Here is an 18,378-nt window from a genome sequence, read left to right as displayed (position 1 = left end):
GGTAATCGTTTAGTATTAATCTTTTATAATAATTATTTATTTACAACAGTTATTTAGCTAACTTTATCAGCCCATTGTTTTATACCTTCAACAATGTCTAGATGTGCAATCTCAAATGCACTTAACTCATGCTGGTAAGGATCCGCAATGTCTTTATTCATCCAGTGACCAAGCTTAAAGGTTTTACCGCGGCAAAAAGGCCAGCGCTCTTCAATCCATTTGGTCTGACCATCTGACATAGTAAAAATAAGATCCACTTTTTTTGCCAGCTGCTCATCAATTTGCTTAGCAACATGATTGGTGATATCAATCTGCTGCTTTGACATAATTTCTAGCGCAGCAGGATCGGCAGGATGCCCAACCAAAGCACCCACCCCTGCAGAGTCAATCGTTTTATTGGGAAAACGCTGCTTCAATAGCGCTTCTGCCATTGGACTACGACAAATATTACCCACACATACAACAAGAATATGATCAAATGCCATGATAGTTATTACCTATTATTTATAAGCCTGATAGACTTCTGACCGCTGATGTAGAAGGCAAGATGGAGCTAAGTACGCGATTCCAACGCGTCAAACCAGTAGGATCTACATAAATGATATCATTGGCACGCATCTCAAAACGACTGGCAAGTGCAAAACTGGTAATCGTCTGCATATCCACATAGTAAATATCGGTTGTTCTTGTATTAAGGTTATCGCGGACGACATATATCTTAGATGCATTAGCAGTATTAGAATTAAGTCCGTTTGACTCTCCTAAAACCTGAGCTAGACTGATACCTTGCTCGCGGATAGGTACAGGCTCTACCTTGCCAAATTCTCCTAGAACATAGACTTTATTACGGTCTTGACTATTAACATGGATTGAATCGCCATCTTGGAGATAGATTTGGTTGGCAGAACTGCCCAGTTGACGTAAAGATTGTAGGCCCAGATTATAGCTTACACCTCTACGGTTAAACACGATATTATTTGAATCAGCGGTCGGCGTTGCACCACCAGCCATAGAAATCGCACTATATAGCGAAACTGGTGCATCATTAATTGCAAATTCGCCAGGCTGCTTAACTTCACCATCAATAAAAAACTTGTTACCCCGATAATCGAGAACTTTAACCTGTGGATCTGAAAATTTCAGATAGCGCTGTAGTTGTCTCTGCAAGTTCGCCGTGAACTGCGGCACACTCATCCCTGTCGCTTTAATACGTCCAACCAGTGGGAACTGAACAAACCCCTGCTGATCTACAGGATAGCCTGATGCCCCTGCCGATGTAATATCAGGATAACCAACTAAGACAATACTAAGAATATCCCCTTTGGAGATACGATATTCTGCTCGACTAGAGTTCCTTATTAGCTGATTTAAATTACTGCTTGGTAATACTGTTTGTTTTGGAGGTAATGTCGTTAGATTTAGCGGCTGAATATTAAAATGCAGACCATTTTCAGCGATAAATGTACCACTCGGCGGCAGCTCACCTGCTTGCAGCCCAGCATTGATACTGGAGCACCCTGAAACCATACCAACTATCAATAGACACGTTATACCTAGTAACTTTGATGGATTAAAAAACATAAAAAGACCTTTATAAATCATAGATATAAGTAGTGTCTAGCATTAAAGAATCAGACAGCCATACTAAAGCGTTGCATTATGTACAAAAAAACAAAATCATAATAACATAGGTGCTTAAATATTAAACATGCAATCATGTATGTTTAATGAAAATTTTGCTTAATTATAAAGTAAATTATATGCAAATATTCTTATATTTGGCGATAGCCATCATATATAGTTAATATAGTTAAAATACCTTAAAAACGCTACGATGCTGCTGGTATCAATTTTTTGCAGCCTCTGTCTGCGTAGGCACAGCAAGCAAGAAAAATTGATATCAGCAGTACGTTATATATCGATATTGCTTTTCCCTGACTATATTTATTATTCATATAAACTAAAAAACAATATCCTATTTATTATCTTAGTAAAAGATTTGAATCAACAAGTGATATGAAACTCACTTATCTTATTCAGATATAAAATCGAGAATAATCGTAACATAGTCTGTATAACTCTTAGAAAGAGCGTATAATATGCAGTCCAATTTTATACATTGAGAAATGTAAACCCACCGATTCTAGGAAATCGTTATGAAAGATGAAAAATTACAGAAAGCACTTGCCCGTATGGGACTTGGTTCACGTCGTCAGATGGAAGAAGTCATTAAAGCAGGTCGCGTAACCGTCAATAACGGTCCTGCGACTATTGGTGATCGTGTTGAACAAGGTGATGAGATTCGCGTTGATGGTCGTCAGATTAAATATACTTCTGAAAATGAAAAGCGTCGTCGCGTTTTAGCTTATTACAAACCTGAAGGCGAAGTATGCTCGGCGAATGATCCAGAAGGTCGCCCTACCGTATTTGAACGTTTGCCAAAGCTGACTCATGATCGCTGGGTGATGGTTGGACGTTTGGATATTAATTCTACAGGGTTGTTATTATTTACCAATGATGGTGAAATGGCGCATCGCTTAATGCATCCGTCTAGCGAAGTGACCCGTGAATATGCCGTACGTGTATTGGGTGATGTTACTCCAGATATGGCACGGGCGATGACAACCGGCGTCATGTTAGAAGATGGCATGGCCAAATTTGAAGATATCAAAGAAGGCGGCGGTGAAGGCGTCAATAAGTGGCATCATGTGCAGCTTAAAGAAGGGCGTAACCGTGAAGTACGCCGTCTATTTGAGTCACAAGGTCTGAAAGTCAGCCGTCTATTACGTACCAGCTATGGCAATATTGCGTTACCAAAAGAGCTACGTACTGGTCGCTTTTTAGAGCTGGATAGAAAAGATATTAATACGTTGACAGACCTAGTGAGCTTACGCCCGCGTTATGGTACAGGTCTTCACGGTGCTGCTAAAGAGAAGCAAGAGCGTATCAGAAATAAGCCGCTGAAAGCCCGTCGTACTGACACTCGTGGCGATACTCGTAATAGCACTAGTAATAACGCCAAACCAAATAGTAGTGCCAAACCAAAAACCAGTGGTAGCCCTGCCAGTCGCGGCACCCGTAATACTCGTGACCGCAACGATAAACGCTAATCTATTTTAGATGTAGCGCAGTTAATAAAAAGCTGCCAATGATACATAATCATTGGCAGCTTTTTTGTACATGGTATTAATAAGTATTCTCTATTCGCTAACATTTTAGTGATTATGACTATCGATATAGCTTCTCATCACCCGCATATCCTGCAATTGCTGCTGCTCCATTTGCGCTAGTAAGTTATCCAAGCGCTGCTCAATACTATCTAACATTTCTTGCAACAATTTACCTGCCTCCACTCGCAGCTGAGAATTGGAGTTATTAGTGGTTGGGCCAATCGTCGTCACGCTATAATAACTGTCAAGCATTTCTGGTAACCGTGTCTGCAGCATTTTATGCAGTACGAACTGTGCTTCGGTAATTGCAGGTGTTTTTTCTGGTGATTTTAGCGCTATCTGATAGGCATCATAACTAGATACCTTCTCATCAATACGGTGCAGCTGACGTAGCTGCATATCTGTTAAAGGCTTAAGATGCTTTTTATTAAGATTTAATTGTTGCCAGCTTATATTAGATAACGATAATGGTGCATTACCATTTTGATAAATAAGTACACCTGGCGTAATGCCGACCGCTTTATGAAAAGCATGCCAGCCTTTCCTACCTAGATAGAAGACGCTCATTGTCGTTATGACACCAACGCCTATTAATACACTCATAGCAATTTACTCGTAATCGTTCAACCGTCATTGATCATCTTAGCTATTTATTACTCTCTAATATCTTTATTAACAGTGTCATCTTATAGCTTTTCGATCTGCTCTATTTTAGTAGTATTAAGCAATTGTGTATCTGTATCTACATTAGGATTGTCAAAACGCTGTTGTAGATATCGATTGGTTGCCAGTAGTTTTTGTCCATCTTGATGGTAGGATGCATTAAGCAGTTCATTAAACTGGGTGTTAATAGTTCCTAATATATCCAAAAGTGCTTCTTTGCCAGTGACATCAGAATGCTTAATTTTAGTATTATCAGCAAGTGCGCCATCCCCGACATCTAAGTCATGTAAACGGCGATAATCTGCTACTGCTTGTGGTACATGTTTATCCATCAGATTTTGAATGGTAATATAAGTTTCGTTAACTGCATCGCTATCATCTATCTTGCCATCATTATTGGTATCACCATAAATAAGTCGCAGCTTTTCACCTTTTTCATTAATTTGGGTCAATGCAGCTTTGACATCAACTGGTAAGCTTTTTTCGAGAATATAACCCAATTGCGGCATCGCTTTATACTCTAGCATTTTGGGTGCTGTCACCTTTTTTATACCACGATAGCCTAAATACAGACCTGCTGCGGGTAGCACTCCATATAAAACAAGCATGACGAGCATGGCAGTGATTTGAGTCATAAAAGTATCCTTATTATTTAATAGTATTAATTGGCAAATTTATTATTCTTGATATGGTTGCTCCACTTTTGCAAGAACACAGCGCTATTAGGATCAATTTTCTTGCTTACTGTGCCTACGCAGACAGAGGCTACGAAAATTAATCCTAGTAGCATTTTATAATATTCATATTTTTCTTATTTAAGACTGAATATAGTATTTAATGATTTTATTAAACAAAAAAATAAGGCTCTATTAAAGCCCTATATTGTTATGCATTGAGTTGTTTGTGTTTGCTGATGCTTATTTTTTAGCAGAATAGAAAAATGGCGCCTAATTTTGCGTACGGCTTTTGACATAACGATGGGTTGAAGCCAGACGATTCATCACCGTTTGATGCAGCTCCTCTAACAATTCATCAAGCTCATAATCAATCTCTAAAAACAAATCCGTCAGCATATCGCCTGCGGTCATTTTACCCTGTACTACATTATTCTTCGTACGATGTGGACTAAAACGTTGCAGCTGCTCGTAATGAAGCAAGGCTTCTGGAATACTTTCAGATATCAGCTTATCAATGACAAACTGCCGCTCATTATGTTGCTGCTTTTGCTCATCATTAAGCTCGCTACTCCACTCGCGATAGCGTTTTAGTTTGCTATTAATTCTATCTAATATAGCAACTGCTTCAATCGGCATGGCATTTAGTGTGGCTGCATCGACCACATTCACAAGCTCAGTCATAATCGGACAGCGTCCATGTTTAAGAAACCATAAGGTATCTGGGTCAAAAGGTGGTCTATTATTTGGTCGCATTTGAGCACGATTGGACAAATAACGATCGGTCAATGGCGTCGGTGCGCGAATATCAGACACTTGCGCTAAAGCATCGCAAATACGTTCGGTACGCTGCGGCTCAGTAAGCGGCGAGGCATTAGGCGTTAAAGTATTGACATCTTCTTGCTTATCACCACTATCACGATGGGCAACATCATTTTTATTATTAGTAAGTTTATTGGCAGCCGCTTGCTGAGCATTTTTAGCAGCGGCGGTTGGCAGGTCATCGTGTGCTTGCCCAAATGACTGTAGCATTCTTGTCAAACTTATGACCATAACTTACCCTGCTCCTCGCCCATTTACTGATTGCATTTGACCATTCAATACCTTATCTTAACAGCTTTTTGCCATACTACCAGTAAGCAAACGTCAGCGTTTTTAAAGGATAAGACAGCCATCATGAATATCACCGATTACAGTTCTGGTTTTTTGCTTGGCTTATCCCTGATTATCGCTATTGGTTCACAAAATGCCTTTGTTCTAAAACAAGGACTAAAACGCGAGCACATATTTTTTGTATGTCTGTTCTGCGCCGTCAGTGATGCGTTGTTGATTTCAGCTGGCGTTGGTGGTTTTGGCGCGGTAACGGCACGCTACCCGCAAGTGGTCAATATTGCCAAGGTCACGGGGGTCATATTCTTATTGGGTTACGGATTGCAAAGCTTGTATGCCAGTATACGCTTATCACACGCACTTACCGTCAATGGACAAGTCGTCACCAGTCTAAAAAAGGCATTATTACTATGCTTTGGTTTTACATGGCTAAATCCACACGTCTATTTAGATACCTTGGTGCTGGTCGGTATGGTTTCAACAGGAGCCAGTAGTAAGCTTGCCTTTGCAGTAGGAGCGGTCAGCGCTTCATTCTGCTTTTTCTTTGCACTCGGCTATGGCGCACGGTTACTCAAACCATTATTTGCCAAACCAAAAGCGTGGAATATCCTTGACGCCTTAGTCGGCATATTGATGCTATATTTGGCTTGGCATTTGTACCAAAGCTAAAACAGAGCTTTCTACTCAAGAGCCTTTATCCAAACAATGATACGCCGTTTAAAAAACAGAAAAACCAAATACTTTTTTGAAAGTAGTTGGTTTTTTGAGCGATTAAATCGCTTCTATAGACTAAAAAATTAGATCAAATCAGGAAATAGCGTACGTAGCCCATTAACGATAATTTCGATAGCAACTGCCGCCAATAGCATCCCCATGATTCGACTCATAATATTAAGCCCTGTATCACCCAATAAGCGACTGATACGACCAGCTGCCATCAATGCCAAATAACAAAATAAACTGATAAACAAACCCGCAATCAAAATGGCAGATATTTGCAAGATGCCAGAAACTTGTGATGAGTAGATAATAACGGTTGAAATACCACCCGGTCCAATCATCATAGGAATAGCAATCGGCACAACTGCGGCTGCCATCGTTGGCGGCGCACCTTGGAGATGGTCAACATCGAAGTTTTCTTGATCAGGCTTAACCGGATTACCATCGCCATTCATCATATTGAGAGCGATTAAAAACACTAAGATACCACCTGCTAACTGAAACGAGCCGATTGAAATACCCAAGACTTTGAGGAGCGTTTCGCCTGCTAAGGTGAAGAAACTGATAGTAATAAAAATGGTCAGACAAGCAACGCGTGCTACTTTACGTCGATTATTCATTGAATAACCACGCGTTGAATCTAAAAACAATGTCAATGCGCTAAAGGGGTTAATCAATACCATAAAGGCTAGGATTATCTTAATAATTTCAGTATTCACTGAGCGCTCGCTTGTCTATTAGTCAAATCGGGCAAAAAACAAGGCCATTGGGCAAGTGCATCAATGACCTAATATTCGGTAGCAGCGGCATTGTAGCATAGGCAGATAAGCCTATTAAATCATTAACTTCGCTTAATTCTCATGCCTCACCAAATCCATAGGATATCGATACAAATCTGCCCTTTCAATAGAGGGTTAATCCTTTATTAAACTTCATTAAAACAAGTCTATATAGTCGATCCATTTTTAAAAGAGTACAGCACTGCTGGGGTTAATTATTCGCAGCCTCTGTCTGCGCAGGCACAGCAAGCAAGAAAAATTAACCCCAGCAGTGCTTTATAACATTTGTACTTCTTTTATTTGGGACTCACTATACTTAGACCAAGCGTTAAAGCTAAGCGCTAAAATCCAAACCAATATCTAATGCAGTCGTGCTGTGGGTCAAATAACCCATCGCGATAAAATCAACGCCTGTTTCTGCAACGGCTTGCACTGTTTCAGGGGTGATACCACCTGATGCTTCGGTTTTAGCGCGACCTTTACACATAGCGACTGCCTGCGACAATATCTCAGGCGCCATATTATCTAATAGCACTAAGCTCACACCAGCATCTAGTGCTTGCTCTAACTGTGCTAATGTATCGACTTCCACTTCTATCGGAATCAGATGCCCAGCAAATTCTTGCGCTTGCTCAATCGCTGTTTTAATATCACCTGCGATGGCAATATGGTTGTCTTTAATCAAAATCGCATCGTCCAATCCTAAACGATGATTGCGCCCGCCGCCGCAGCGTACCGCATACTTTTGTATCATACGTAAACCTGGAATGGTTTTACGCGTACAAGTAATTTGCGCTGGATATGCTGCCACGCTATCAACAATCTTCTTAGTATCTGTTGCAATACCGCTAAGGTGAGTCATAAAGTTAAGTGCCGTACGCTCTGCTGTCAGCAAATTACGCGCATTGCCATGCACAGTTGCTAATACCGCGCCAGCTTCGACCGTTTCACCATCATGGACTTGAGCAACGAATTCTATCTGCTCATCAATCAAAGCAAAAGATAAGCGTGCTAAATCCATACCACATATCACGCCTGCTTGCCTTACCTTAATCTGTAATTGCGCTTGCATGTCGGCTGGAATAGTCGCTTGTGAAGTGACATCACCACGTCTACCCAAATCTTCTGTTAATGCCGCTTCAACCAACGGTTTAAGCAATACTCCAGCCAGTGCTGGCTCTCGTCTGATTGTCATTATTAGCCCTTATTATGCATATCTTGTAAAAAATCTTATTTAAACTCAAAATGAGCATAAATATAACGTAAAGTTTATTGGCTCGCAAGAAAATATCATAAATTAAAATTTTCAATAAATTTACATGTCTTAATAATGATAGATATTGTGCAGCTATTTACGTTTTGGCAATTTGCTGTCCATCAGCAAACTTTGCAATTCAATATCATGGCGAAAACGATAAAGTTTAGCGGGACGACCACGCTGGGCGCTAATACTCTGCCCTGTTTCTAGCACAAGATTTTGTGACTCTAGCAGCCGGCGGAAGTTTTGCTTATGTAAGCGTACACCCGATAGTGCTTCGACACTCTGCTGCAACTGCGACAAGGTGAATTCATCTGGCATTAAGCCAAAAATGAGCGGTCGATATTCAATTTTTGCACGTAGTCTTGAAATAGCCGTCGCAATTACGCGGCGATGGTCATAGTACATCGGTGACCCTATAAGCTGTGACCAGTTACTAGGCAAATTAAACGCCTTGTTAGATTCAGCACTGTCAGGTTGAACATTAGCCGAATAACTGGGTGGATAAGTTGGTGCTTCTGCAATAAGACCTGCTTCATACAACATCTCATAACGCAGAAGGACATGTTCTGCAATCCATTCCCTATTCTCGTATTCTTTATCATTTATCAGCTGATCGTTGCTCTCTGCATTTGAATGCGCGCTTTTATTTTTAGAGCAATTATTTAGAATCGTCTCATTGACGCCCCAACACAGACTAATACGCTGACGCCGGCGCTGCTGAATATCAGGCTCTTTTGCAGCATCTGCCCAACGTAATAATGCCGGTACGATATAGTCCATAATGATAGCTGGCATACCATCTAAGTGATTTTCCCATGGGAAGTAATCGTACCAATCACGCCATAATGCTTGGCTTTGTAGCTGTGTTTGCGCCTCTTGCACTAAACCCAAATAGCTGACGTAAACCAGCGCATGACCATCATCATTGCGTCTATTGGTATCGACAAAGGTATATAGCTGTTCCAAATAACCAAGTGGCTGCTGTGTTTGCTCTTCAACCCATTGGCGCACACCTGCTTGCAACGAGCGGTGTAATGGCATGAGGGGACCATTGGGCAATAGCTTGCCTTGATCAACAGTTAAAACGCGCGCCGTGTGTTCAGTAATCGCGACCAGCACTGCGACAACCTCAGTCGTACCGCTACCTTGTTGATGGGCATGTGAATAAGACAACGTCATGACGTTAATGATTACCTTTTATTTTAATTATGAAATATAGCTCAACTGCTAAGCCATTGACCATATGCTCAGTATAGCTTGAATCGATGCTTATCATAGCTTGTGGTTGTAATTATACAAAATGAGTCCTGCATAAATAATAAACGTATAAAAAATTTCTTGTATTTATGCTCAAAATGAGCATAATTAAAACAGTTTATTTTTTAGCACTATTCAACTGACTCAATCTAACGGCAACTGATGTGTCGTTATTGCATGAAAGGTTTGCACTTATGAAAACGTATCCGTATGACGCACCGATTATGAGTACTGATAATCGCATTGCCACGCAAATGAATATTGAATATGCCAAAGCAAAAATGCCCGCAGACTTGCCGCGTAGTGAGCGACTGCAAGTTGAAGAAAATATTAGGCAGTTGTTAAAAGAGCATAACGCCGTTTTAGTCGCGCATTATTATGTCGATCCCTTTATTCAGGATTTGGCATTAGCAACCGGCGGCTGTGTTGGTGATTCGCTTGAAATGGCGCGCTTTGGTCAGGCGCATAGTGCACAAACACTGGTAGTTGCAGGTGTACGCTTTATGGGTGAGTCGGCAAAGATACTCAGTATGGAAAAAACAGTACTGATGCCAGACTTAGAAGCAGAATGCTCGCTTGATTTGGGCTGCCCTGCCGATGAATTTTCTGCCTTTTGTGATGCATATCCTGAGCGTACCGTAGTGGTCTACGCCAATACCAGTGCGGCAGTAAAAGCACGGGCTGATTGGGTAGTAACTTCGTCAGTTGGTATCGATATCATTCGTCATTTGCATGAACAAGGCGAGCCTATCATTTGGGGTCCGGATAGACACTTAGGTAAATACATTGCCCGTGAGACTGGCGCAGATATGCTGCTCTGGCAAGGTTCATGTATGGTGCATAATGAGTTTAAAGCCACTGAGCTTGAACAATTAAAAGCTGAACATCCGACAGCAAAAGTCTTGGTACATCCTGAATCTCCAGATAGTGTTGTGGCGCTTGCCGACGTGGTTGGCTCGACCAGTAAGCTATTGCAATCGACTTATGAGATGGATGCCGATACCTTTATCGTCGCAACTGACTTGGGTATCTTGCATGAGATGCAAAAGCGCTCGCCAAACAAGCGCTTCTTGGCTGCACCGACTGCGGGCGAAAGTGCAAGCTGTAAGAGCTGTGCTTTTTGTCCATGGATGGCGATGAATGGTCTACAAGGTATCGAGCAATGCTTGACCAATAATTCAGGTGAGATATTGATGACGGCTGAGCTGGCAGCGGCAGCTAGAAAGCCATTACAACGTATGCTCGATTTTGCTGAGTCGCAGAAGCAACGCGTGACAGCAAGCGGCGATATCGTCAAAGACCGTGCATTGTTTGCGAATGTTGGAGCAGCATAATATGAGCGCGAACTGGTTAAATGGCAAAGATAACTGTAATGCGCATCAGATCCCTGATGCTGTCCTGATAACAGATGTACTTATCGTTGGTGCTGGGCTTGCAGGATTAAGCACCGCGCTTGCTTTACCAGAGTCGCTAAGCATTACCATATTAAGTAAAGCTGCACTGGAAGTTTGCTCAAGCCATTATGCTCAAGGCGGTATCGCCGCAAGCTTGGACAAAAATGATTCGGTTGCTGACCATATCGCTGATACACTAATCGCTGGTGCAGGATTATGTGCAGCGGATAATACTGCCAGTATCCTAAACGCTGGACAACAAGCGGTTCAATGGCTATGCGAACAAGGCGTACCTTTTACTCAGATTCCCCAGCCAGAATCAAAAAATTATATAAAGGCGAGTTTTGACCTCTCTCACTTACATCTAACCAAGGAAGGCGGTCATGGCTGCAGACGCGTTGCCCATGCTGATGATGCAACGGGTCGACATATCATGGAGGCCTTGACTATAAAAGTGCAAGCCGCTTCCAACATCACTATATTGCCCTACCATGAAGCACTGTATTTATTAACTGACAACAGTGATAACCGATGCCAAGGTGCACAAGTTTTTGATCATACTATTCAGCGCCAAATCACATTTCATAGTCGCGCCGTTGTCTTAGCCAGTGGTGGTTTAGGGCAATTATTTCAACGAGCCAGCGCGCCCAACGTCTGTGTCGGTGATGGCGTTATGATGGCATGGCAAGCAGGCTGCCGTTTGGCAAATTTAGAATTCATCCAATTTCATCCGACTGGTCTAGCACTAGAAGATAGCAGTTTTTTGATTTCTGAAGCTTTACGCGGTGAAGGTGGGCGCTTATATTGTCCACAAACTGGCGCACGCTTTATGCTAGAGATTGACGCACGTGCAGAGTTAGCACCGCGAGATATCGTCGCCCGTGCCATCGCTGAGCAGATTAATAATAACGGACTTGGCTACGTTCATCTTGACGTCAGTCACTTACCAGCGGAATTTTTGCAAGAGCATTTCCCTCAGATTTATCAGACACTATTAGCACTTGGTATTGATATAACTAAAGAGCCAATTCCGGTTGCCCCAACCGCCCATTATAGCTGTGGCGGCGTGGTCACTGATGCTGATGGCGTAACCGATGTAGCAGGTCTTTATGCCGCTGGTGAAGTTGCTTATACAGGTCTGCATGGAGCAAATCGCTTAGCAAGCAACTCATTATTGGAATGCGTGGTGGTTGGGCGCAATATCGCCGCTGATTTGCCTCGCTATTTGAAAGCACTAGAGAATCTAGATACTGCTGCCATTTATGAAAGCATAAACTTATCAGCACCTACCTTTTGGACAGCGCCAACTCTTAAAGATACTCAAGCCATTACGCTCTCTTCTTTTATTACACGTCCATTGACTTCAGCTGATTACGAGGATACTGATAGCAATATAGATACTAATAATCAGGCTGGCAAAATCATTACAGAATTAAAAATTTTAATGACCTCACATATGGGTATCACTCGCACTGCCGAATTATTAGAGCAAATATTGATACAGATACAGCAATGGCAACAATGGCTTGAAAAATCTGAATTAAGTCAGCCCAATATAAATGCTTCAGACGACGCTATGACCATTGATAAACTTGCACACTTTCAATTAGCAAGACAGTTGCAATTAGCGACTTTAATCGTTCAGTCTGCTTGTCAGCGCCTTGAAAGTCGTGGCGGACACTATCGTAGAGACTATCCCAACCTAGGAGCCACTGCTCGCATTAGTGTGATTGAGCCATTATCAAATCAAGCTATTTGCCCATTAAGTGGTATCAATAATCCCACTTCAGAAATTCAGAGACATCATAAATCTGTCCAATCCGAACAAGCAGTATAGTGGCTTTATATTCAATCAATGCGGCACTGCTGGTCTAGCATATAGAGAAGCTCATAAAAAAAGCTTTGACCAGCAGCAATTCAATGAATTTTGTCTGCTCATGTCAGTATTGTTACTCTGATATGTTACAATCCTTGCCTTATTAAAAAACCCTTCCTAAAAACAATTTGTTAAAACGCCTTTTAAAAATGCCGCGAGCCCTTTACCATGCAAAGCTTAGTTACCCTTGTCTTGGTTTTAATGCCAATGTTTATTGGCTTTGCCATTCCATCCAATCCAACCCTGACCAAAATTGCCGATAAAGGCTTGTCTTATTTGGTCTTTATTATTTTAGGCTTGATTGGTATTGAGCTAGCACAAGTCGAAGGACTTGGCAGTCAGGTAGGTGAAATCGCACTGTACGTCACGATATTATCAATACTGACAATTGGAACTGGATTATTTGGGCTAATGCTGTTTGACCGTTTGCGCCCGTGGCATGCCAAAAAACCCAGTGTTAAATCTAAAGAGCATCGCGTCAGTATTCGTGGCAGCCTCACTCAAGTCATCTGTGTGGTAATAGGTTTTGTGATCGGTTATTTCTTGCCAGCCAACTATATACCGCCTGAAAACACCATGACGGTCATGCTAATGATATTAATCTTGCTGGTTGGTATTGGATTAAAAGGCTCGGGTATTACTCTAAAAGAAGTGCTGCTGAATCAACGCGGCGTTGAGATGAGTATTATTTTTACATTATCGGTATTGGTTGGCGGGCTTATCTTTGCGCTGATGTTTAGCGATGTTTCTTGGACGAAGGGCTTGGCACTAGCGTCAGGATTTGGTTGGTATTCGCTATCTGCGATTGTGATGACTGATGCTTATGGGGCGATTTGGGGCAGTGTTGCGCTATTTAACGACTTGATACGTGAGTTCTTTGCGTTGATATTTATCCCCGTCTTTATGCGTAAATATCCGTCTGCCTCGGTTGGACTTGGCGGTGCGACCAGTTTAGATTTTACTTTGCCAATTATTCAGCAATCAGGTGGTCTAAAAGTGGTGCCATTAGCGATTAGCTTTGGTTTTATTATTAATATTGTCGCACCAGTGCTGATGGTTTTGTTTTCGTCTTTAAGGTAGATACATTTTAGCATTTGCTAAATTCATATTAAGCGATATAATGTATATCAATATGACCGTCACCTCTGCTCTTGCAAGTGGCGGTTTTCTATATCTAGTAACTCAACCTTATAATAACTTATTTTAGAGCCATAATTTCCAGTCATCTATACTTGTTACCAAACCAAAATCTGTAATATTGACAGTATTATTAGGTACAGTAGGAAATTCCTTCAATAAAACTTTAAAGCGTTTATTCCACTGAGAGTTAGGACAGATAATATTTAGCATATGCTGCATAATACAAAAATAAAAAAATGGTTTATGATTTGCAAGTGCCGTCCATTTTTCATCTAAGATAATAGGAGCTGACTGTTCAAGAATGTTAGCATTCCATAATCGACTGTGGTGAGCACTAACATTACGAATAAAATTTAGACTACGTAACCATTGCTCAAGTTGTTTCCCACTAACCTCATATTTTTGTGCAATGGTCGCCTTATCTGAATAGGTCATGCCAGCATACAATCTAGACATGCAACCAAAATCCCAAACCTCAATTGCTACCCAAATGGGTATAACTCCTTGATAAGAATTATTATGATGCGAAATGAAAGGCTCTTTTCTTGCACGATATAACAACTGATTATGCTTTTCCAACCAAAGTTGGTGTTCAGTTTTTCCTTTATTCCTTCCTTTCCTAATTATCTTTTTTGCAAAATTACCATCTAATTTCGCTGGTTGTTCATGAGCTTGTGGATCTTTTTTACCCAATATATGTGCAATATCCACTCTAACTGCCATCTCTATTCTTTCTAACGCATCCAACGCTAAGAGCCTCAAGTTTTTGTCAAAGACATAAAGCTCTACAATGTGCTTAAAATGAGTATCGTCTACGAATAAACTTAGCCGTTTATTTGTAGATTTGTCATCAAACTGGCGGAATGGGTACCAGTAACCACTTAACCGATAATAACCAACCCTTTCAAGATAACTGAGTGCTGCTACTTCATTGTCTATTAGCATATCTTTAGCTTTTAAACTATTAAGTTGCTGTTGGAATGAAAACCAAGATTTACTCATTTCATTTACCCTGTTGCATACTATTAACTACCAAACACTTAATCGCCTAAACCCCACTCGCCTGCTTAGCAAACAGCAGCATCAATGGCTTGATTTTGCTCACGCGGTACATACCTTCATTACGAAGTTGTTGGATAGGACGCAGTTGAGCCAGCGAGCCAGCGAACAGCCAGTTAAGCGCCGAAAAGCTGTGCATCATCAGACTGTTATGCGGACGACGCAAACGCTCATAGCTACGCAAGGTTTGATTGGTACCCCAAAGCGTCCCGCCACTACGGTTATAATCATGCGCCAATTGTTTGCTTAATGCTTTTACATCAAGCATCCCAAGATTGAGCCCTTGCCCAGCAAGTGGATGCACCCCATGCGCCGCATCACCAATCAATACTAAATTATCCGAGACATAAGTCTTTGCTTGCTGCGCCGCTAGCGGAAAACTGGCGATTGATTCAATTTTATGGATAGCACCAAGCTCATAATGACTGGCAGCAGCCAATTTATCAGCGATATAGCGCGGGTGTTCTTCTATCAATGCCAATGCTTGATTACGTGGTAATGTCCATACAATTGACTGCCAATGTTGTGGATTGGCTTTGTCTTCATCGGTGATATCAGCGAGCGGCAATAATGCCAATGTACCAGTCGGCAGCATGGCTTGGCGGGCGGTTTCTTGATGTGGCTTTTCAGTTTGAATCGCACAACAGATCGCGGTTTGATTATAATCAAGAATATCAAGCTCAATACCTGCTTGCTTGCGCACGAATGAGCTACGACCGTCAGCACCGACCAATAAACGCGCGTCAATCACGCTTCCGTTATCCAAAGTCACGCGGTAGCCTTGCGTTGCACCTAGCCAGTCCATATCAACGATCTTCTGCCCATCGATAACCGTTAGATATTGCTTTAAATCGGTAGCAGATAAACGCTGCCATAATGCATATTCGATAACCGCGGGCTCAACCATACTACCAAGCATTTTCGGCTCAGAATTTTGATTACTGTCATCACTATTATTAGTACTATCGCCGAACAGCAGCTCGCCCACACCATTCAATTGCCAAACCTGCATTTGTAAGTAATCAGCTTTACGCTCTGACGCTGCTATTTTTTGCCAAGCGCCAACTTCTTTTAATAATTCAATACTGGCAAGACTTAACGCATAAACACGTGCATCACGTTGACCCAGTATTTGCTGCCAATCTTCCTCGTTACGCTTTGGGCGCGCATCAATGAGTGTCACCGGCTTATTGTCTTGTGCCAGTTTGAGCGCAAGCGTTGCACCGACGATACCGCCGCCGATAATCAGCGTATGGTTATTTTTCATAAAATATCCTTTGTTTCGCTACTTGAATTATCCGCTGATATTTTTAATAATTAGCAGCAGTTAGATTTTTGAATTTTTTTAATGGCTTACCAATACTAAGACTTTAGACCCATCGCGTAGTTGGCAATTAACGGCTTAATATTGGGTAGTTTATCAAAGGCAACTAACGCCACGTTACGCGCCAGCTTCACGGCTGGATTTGGATGCGTAAAGCCATGTACCACGGCATCACAGAAGCGGATAACGCGTTTTTGATCGGTTTGACGGGCTTTTTCATAACGTTTTAGTAGTGTAGGATCACCAATATCTGCGCCTTTAAGCACTTGCGCGCTCATCATTTGTGCCAGTACATGAGCGTCACGCATACATAGGTTAAACCCTTGTCCTGCTACTGGATGCAGGGTGTGCGCTGCATTACCCATGATAACGCAGCGACCATCCACTTGTTTATCTGCCAGCACTCGTGTCAATGGATATGCACCACGGCGACCAGCAGTTTTAAACGTGCCTGCACGCTGACCAAAAGCTTGCTGCAAAGTCGCTAAGAAATGCGCGTCATCCTCTAAGTATTGCGTCTCTTCTCCGGTTCGGCAAACCCAAACGACTGAACGTCTATAGCCAGTCTGATATTCGTTATTACCGTCGCCTTCTGGATCCGTTAATGGCAACACTGCCAGCGGTCCGGCAGGACTAAAACGCTCAATCGCATTATGCTCATGTGGTTTGTCCGTTTCTACCACGCCGACGATAGCCGTTTGCTTATAATCATAAGTAGTCGTACCGATATCTAATAACTGACGCACGGTAGAGTCGCGCCCATCACAGGCGACCAACACACTACCCTGCAATTGCTGCTCATGCTCTTCTTCCCCATAGTAGCTAAAACTTAGGGTTACGCTATCGTTTTTCTGGTCAACGGCTATTACATTTGCATTATCAATGAGCATAATCAGTGGCTCTTGCTTAGCAGCAAGGAGCAACTTACGCCCAAGCCACGCATTTTCCATCACTTGTCCAAACGACTCAACTTGTTCATCCTTTTTATTGAGTTGCGCGCGTCCAAAGCTACCTTGTTCACTAATCTGTACAGCATCAATCCGGCAGGCATGGCTTTGTAGTTCATCCCACAGCCCGATCTCTTGATAAATCTGTACCGTACGCCTTGACAATGCAGTATTACGGCTGTCTAAGTAATGACTACGCTGACTATCATCATTTGGACTGATGGTCGGATAGCTGTTTTTCTCTAGCAACGTACTGGCGATACCATGGTTTGCCAATAACAAAGCAAAAGATAAGCCGACATGACCGCCACCAGCGATAAGTACCTGCTCCTCCGTCATCGCAGCATGTTTAATATTATTAGATTTTGATAAATTTGATTCAGTAGTTTGCATCATTATTATTCCTATCATTGCCGATTTAGCACGCATTTATAAGTGATTATTATTCACTCAAAATTTTATTTTATTGAAAAACCTATTGTTCTTTGAACATATTAAAAAATTTCTAATATAGTAGATGCACCTTTAAAAGAATACAGTGCTACTGGAATTAATTATTCGCAGCCTCTGTCTGCGTAGGCACAGCAAGCAAGAAAAATTAATTCTAGTAGCACGTTATAATGTTTGTATTTCTTTCATATAAAACTGACTATAGCGTTATCGCCTAAACAATAGATTACCACAAATTGCCTATTATTCTGTGGTCTTGACGGTATCCGTAGCAGCTATAAAAAATTCTTTCAGTGTGACTGCTGAATGCTTTTATCTATCGTTGCAATCGCCATACAAAAACAAAGCCATGCATACATCTATATAGCTTGAAATTTAAATTCTATCTACCATAATGAAGGCAGGACATTTATTTATTATTCATCAAACTTACTATTCATTAAACTAACAGCTACTTTGCCGTCATTTTCTATTATCTAAAAGCCATACGCTAAAAGCTATAAACCAAAGAACATAAAGCACTACTAACTATTTTATCTCTGAAGTTCGTCTGA

At 41.6% G+C, this 18,378-nt stretch carries 16 protein-coding genes; 5 read left to right on the top strand and 11 right to left on the bottom strand.

The genetic code is table 11. From position 1 onward, the window contains the following. Window positions 1–53 precede the first annotated feature (53 nt). Together VLA57_RS11005 and VLA57_RS11000 are read right to left on the bottom strand one after the other, a co-directional pair. A complete protein-coding gene (locus VLA57_RS11005) occupies window positions 54–485 on the bottom strand; it encodes a low molecular weight protein-tyrosine-phosphatase (protein WP_201551143.1) in 432 nt (143 codons plus the stop codon). Between the two features lie 19 nt (window positions 486–504). Beyond that, entirely contained in the window at window positions 505–1,581 is a 1,077-nt protein-coding gene (locus VLA57_RS11000; RefSeq protein WP_333954932.1) for a polysaccharide biosynthesis/export family protein, read from the bottom strand. Between the two features lie 575 nt (window positions 1,582–2,156). Here VLA57_RS11000 and rluB point away from each other — a divergent pair. Continuing rightward, a complete protein-coding gene (gene rluB, locus VLA57_RS10995; RefSeq protein WP_133105277.1) occupies window positions 2,157–3,110 on the top strand; it encodes a 23S rRNA pseudouridine(2605) synthase RluB in 954 nt (317 codons plus the stop codon). Window positions 3,111–3,215: 105 nt separating this feature from the next. Here rluB and VLA57_RS10990 read toward each other — a convergent pair whose 3' ends face one another. The 3 genes from VLA57_RS10990 to VLA57_RS10980 all read right to left on the bottom strand — a co-directional run bounded on the left by VLA57_RS10990 (window position 3,216) and on the right by VLA57_RS10980 (window position 5,539). Next, on the bottom strand, window positions 3,216–3,773 hold the full coding sequence (locus tag VLA57_RS10990; protein ID WP_133105278.1) for a hypothetical protein: 558 nt from the start codon (window positions 3,771–3,773) through the stop codon (window positions 3,216–3,218). Window positions 3,774–3,856: 83 nt separating this feature from the next. Further along, complete coding sequence (locus VLA57_RS10985) at window positions 3,857–4,468, bottom strand: hypothetical protein (protein ID WP_333954931.1); 612 nt, start codon at window positions 4,466–4,468, stop codon at window positions 3,857–3,859. A gap of 312 nt (window positions 4,469–4,780) precedes the next feature. Continuing rightward, window positions 4,781–5,539 carry a hypothetical protein gene (locus tag VLA57_RS10980; RefSeq protein WP_333955004.1) on the bottom strand — a complete coding sequence of 253 codons (759 nt, stop codon included), beginning with the start codon at window positions 5,537–5,539 and terminating at the stop codon, window positions 4,781–4,783. A 144-nt stretch (window positions 5,540–5,683) separates the two neighbouring features. Between VLA57_RS10980 and VLA57_RS10975 the strand changes: the two genes are divergently transcribed. After that, entirely contained in the window at window positions 5,684–6,286 is a 603-nt protein-coding gene (locus tag VLA57_RS10975; RefSeq protein WP_133105281.1) for a LysE/ArgO family amino acid transporter, read from the top strand. Between the two features lie 128 nt (window positions 6,287–6,414). Here VLA57_RS10975 and VLA57_RS10970 read toward each other — a convergent pair whose 3' ends face one another. The 3 genes from VLA57_RS10970 to VLA57_RS10960 form a co-directional block, all read right to left on the bottom strand. Beyond that, window positions 6,415–7,056, bottom strand: a complete 642-nt coding sequence (locus VLA57_RS10970; RefSeq protein ID WP_083759462.1) for a MarC family protein — start codon at window positions 7,054–7,056, stop codon at window positions 6,415–6,417. Window positions 7,057–7,450: 394 nt separating this feature from the next. Then, window positions 7,451–8,311, bottom strand: a complete 861-nt coding sequence (nadC, locus tag VLA57_RS10965; protein ID WP_333954929.1) for a carboxylating nicotinate-nucleotide diphosphorylase — start codon at window positions 8,309–8,311, stop codon at window positions 7,451–7,453. Between the two features lie 153 nt (window positions 8,312–8,464). Then, window positions 8,465–9,556: an NUDIX hydrolase gene (locus VLA57_RS10960; RefSeq protein WP_011512952.1), complete on the bottom strand. Its 1,092-nt coding sequence runs from the start codon at window positions 9,554–9,556 to the stop codon at window positions 8,465–8,467. 272 nt (window positions 9,557–9,828) lie between these two features. Between VLA57_RS10960 and nadA the strand changes: the two genes are divergently transcribed. From nadA to VLA57_RS10945, 3 genes are all read left to right on the top strand, one after another. Next, complete coding sequence (gene nadA / locus VLA57_RS10955) at window positions 9,829–10,968, top strand: quinolinate synthase NadA (RefSeq protein WP_333954928.1); 1,140 nt, start codon at window positions 9,829–9,831, stop codon at window positions 10,966–10,968. A gap of 1 nt (window position 10,969) precedes the next feature. Then, a complete protein-coding gene (gene nadB, locus VLA57_RS10950) occupies window positions 10,970–12,865 on the top strand; it encodes an L-aspartate oxidase (RefSeq protein ID WP_333954927.1) in 1,896 nt (631 codons plus the stop codon). Between the two features lie 207 nt (window positions 12,866–13,072). Next, window positions 13,073–13,984 (top strand): lysine exporter LysO family protein, encoded by a 912-nt coding sequence (locus tag VLA57_RS10945; RefSeq protein WP_333954926.1) that lies wholly within the window; start codon window positions 13,073–13,075, stop codon window positions 13,982–13,984. Between the two features lie 123 nt (window positions 13,985–14,107). Here VLA57_RS10945 and VLA57_RS10940 read toward each other — a convergent pair whose 3' ends face one another. The 3 genes from VLA57_RS10940 to VLA57_RS10930 all read right to left on the bottom strand — a co-directional run bounded on the left by VLA57_RS10940 (window position 14,108) and on the right by VLA57_RS10930 (window position 17,767). Continuing rightward, window positions 14,108–15,046, bottom strand: a complete 939-nt coding sequence (locus VLA57_RS10940; RefSeq protein ID WP_133105287.1) for an Abi family protein — start codon at window positions 15,044–15,046, stop codon at window positions 14,108–14,110. 46 nt (window positions 15,047–15,092) lie between these two features. Continuing rightward, on the bottom strand, window positions 15,093–16,370 hold the full coding sequence (locus VLA57_RS10935) for an FAD-dependent monooxygenase (protein WP_201532134.1): 1,278 nt from the start codon (window positions 16,368–16,370) through the stop codon (window positions 15,093–15,095). 95 nt (window positions 16,371–16,465) lie between these two features. Then, entirely contained in the window at window positions 16,466–17,767 is a 1,302-nt protein-coding gene (locus VLA57_RS10930; protein WP_265089563.1) for an FAD-dependent monooxygenase, read from the bottom strand. Window positions 17,768–18,378 lie beyond the last annotated feature (611 nt).

Source organism: Psychrobacter sp. S4(2024) (genome assembly GCF_036861305.1).
Lineage (GTDB): Bacteria > Pseudomonadota > Gammaproteobacteria > Pseudomonadales > Moraxellaceae > Psychrobacter > Psychrobacter cryohalolentis.
Note: the sequence above shows the minus strand (reverse complement) of the source record. Positions and strands in the feature narration are given on the sequence as shown.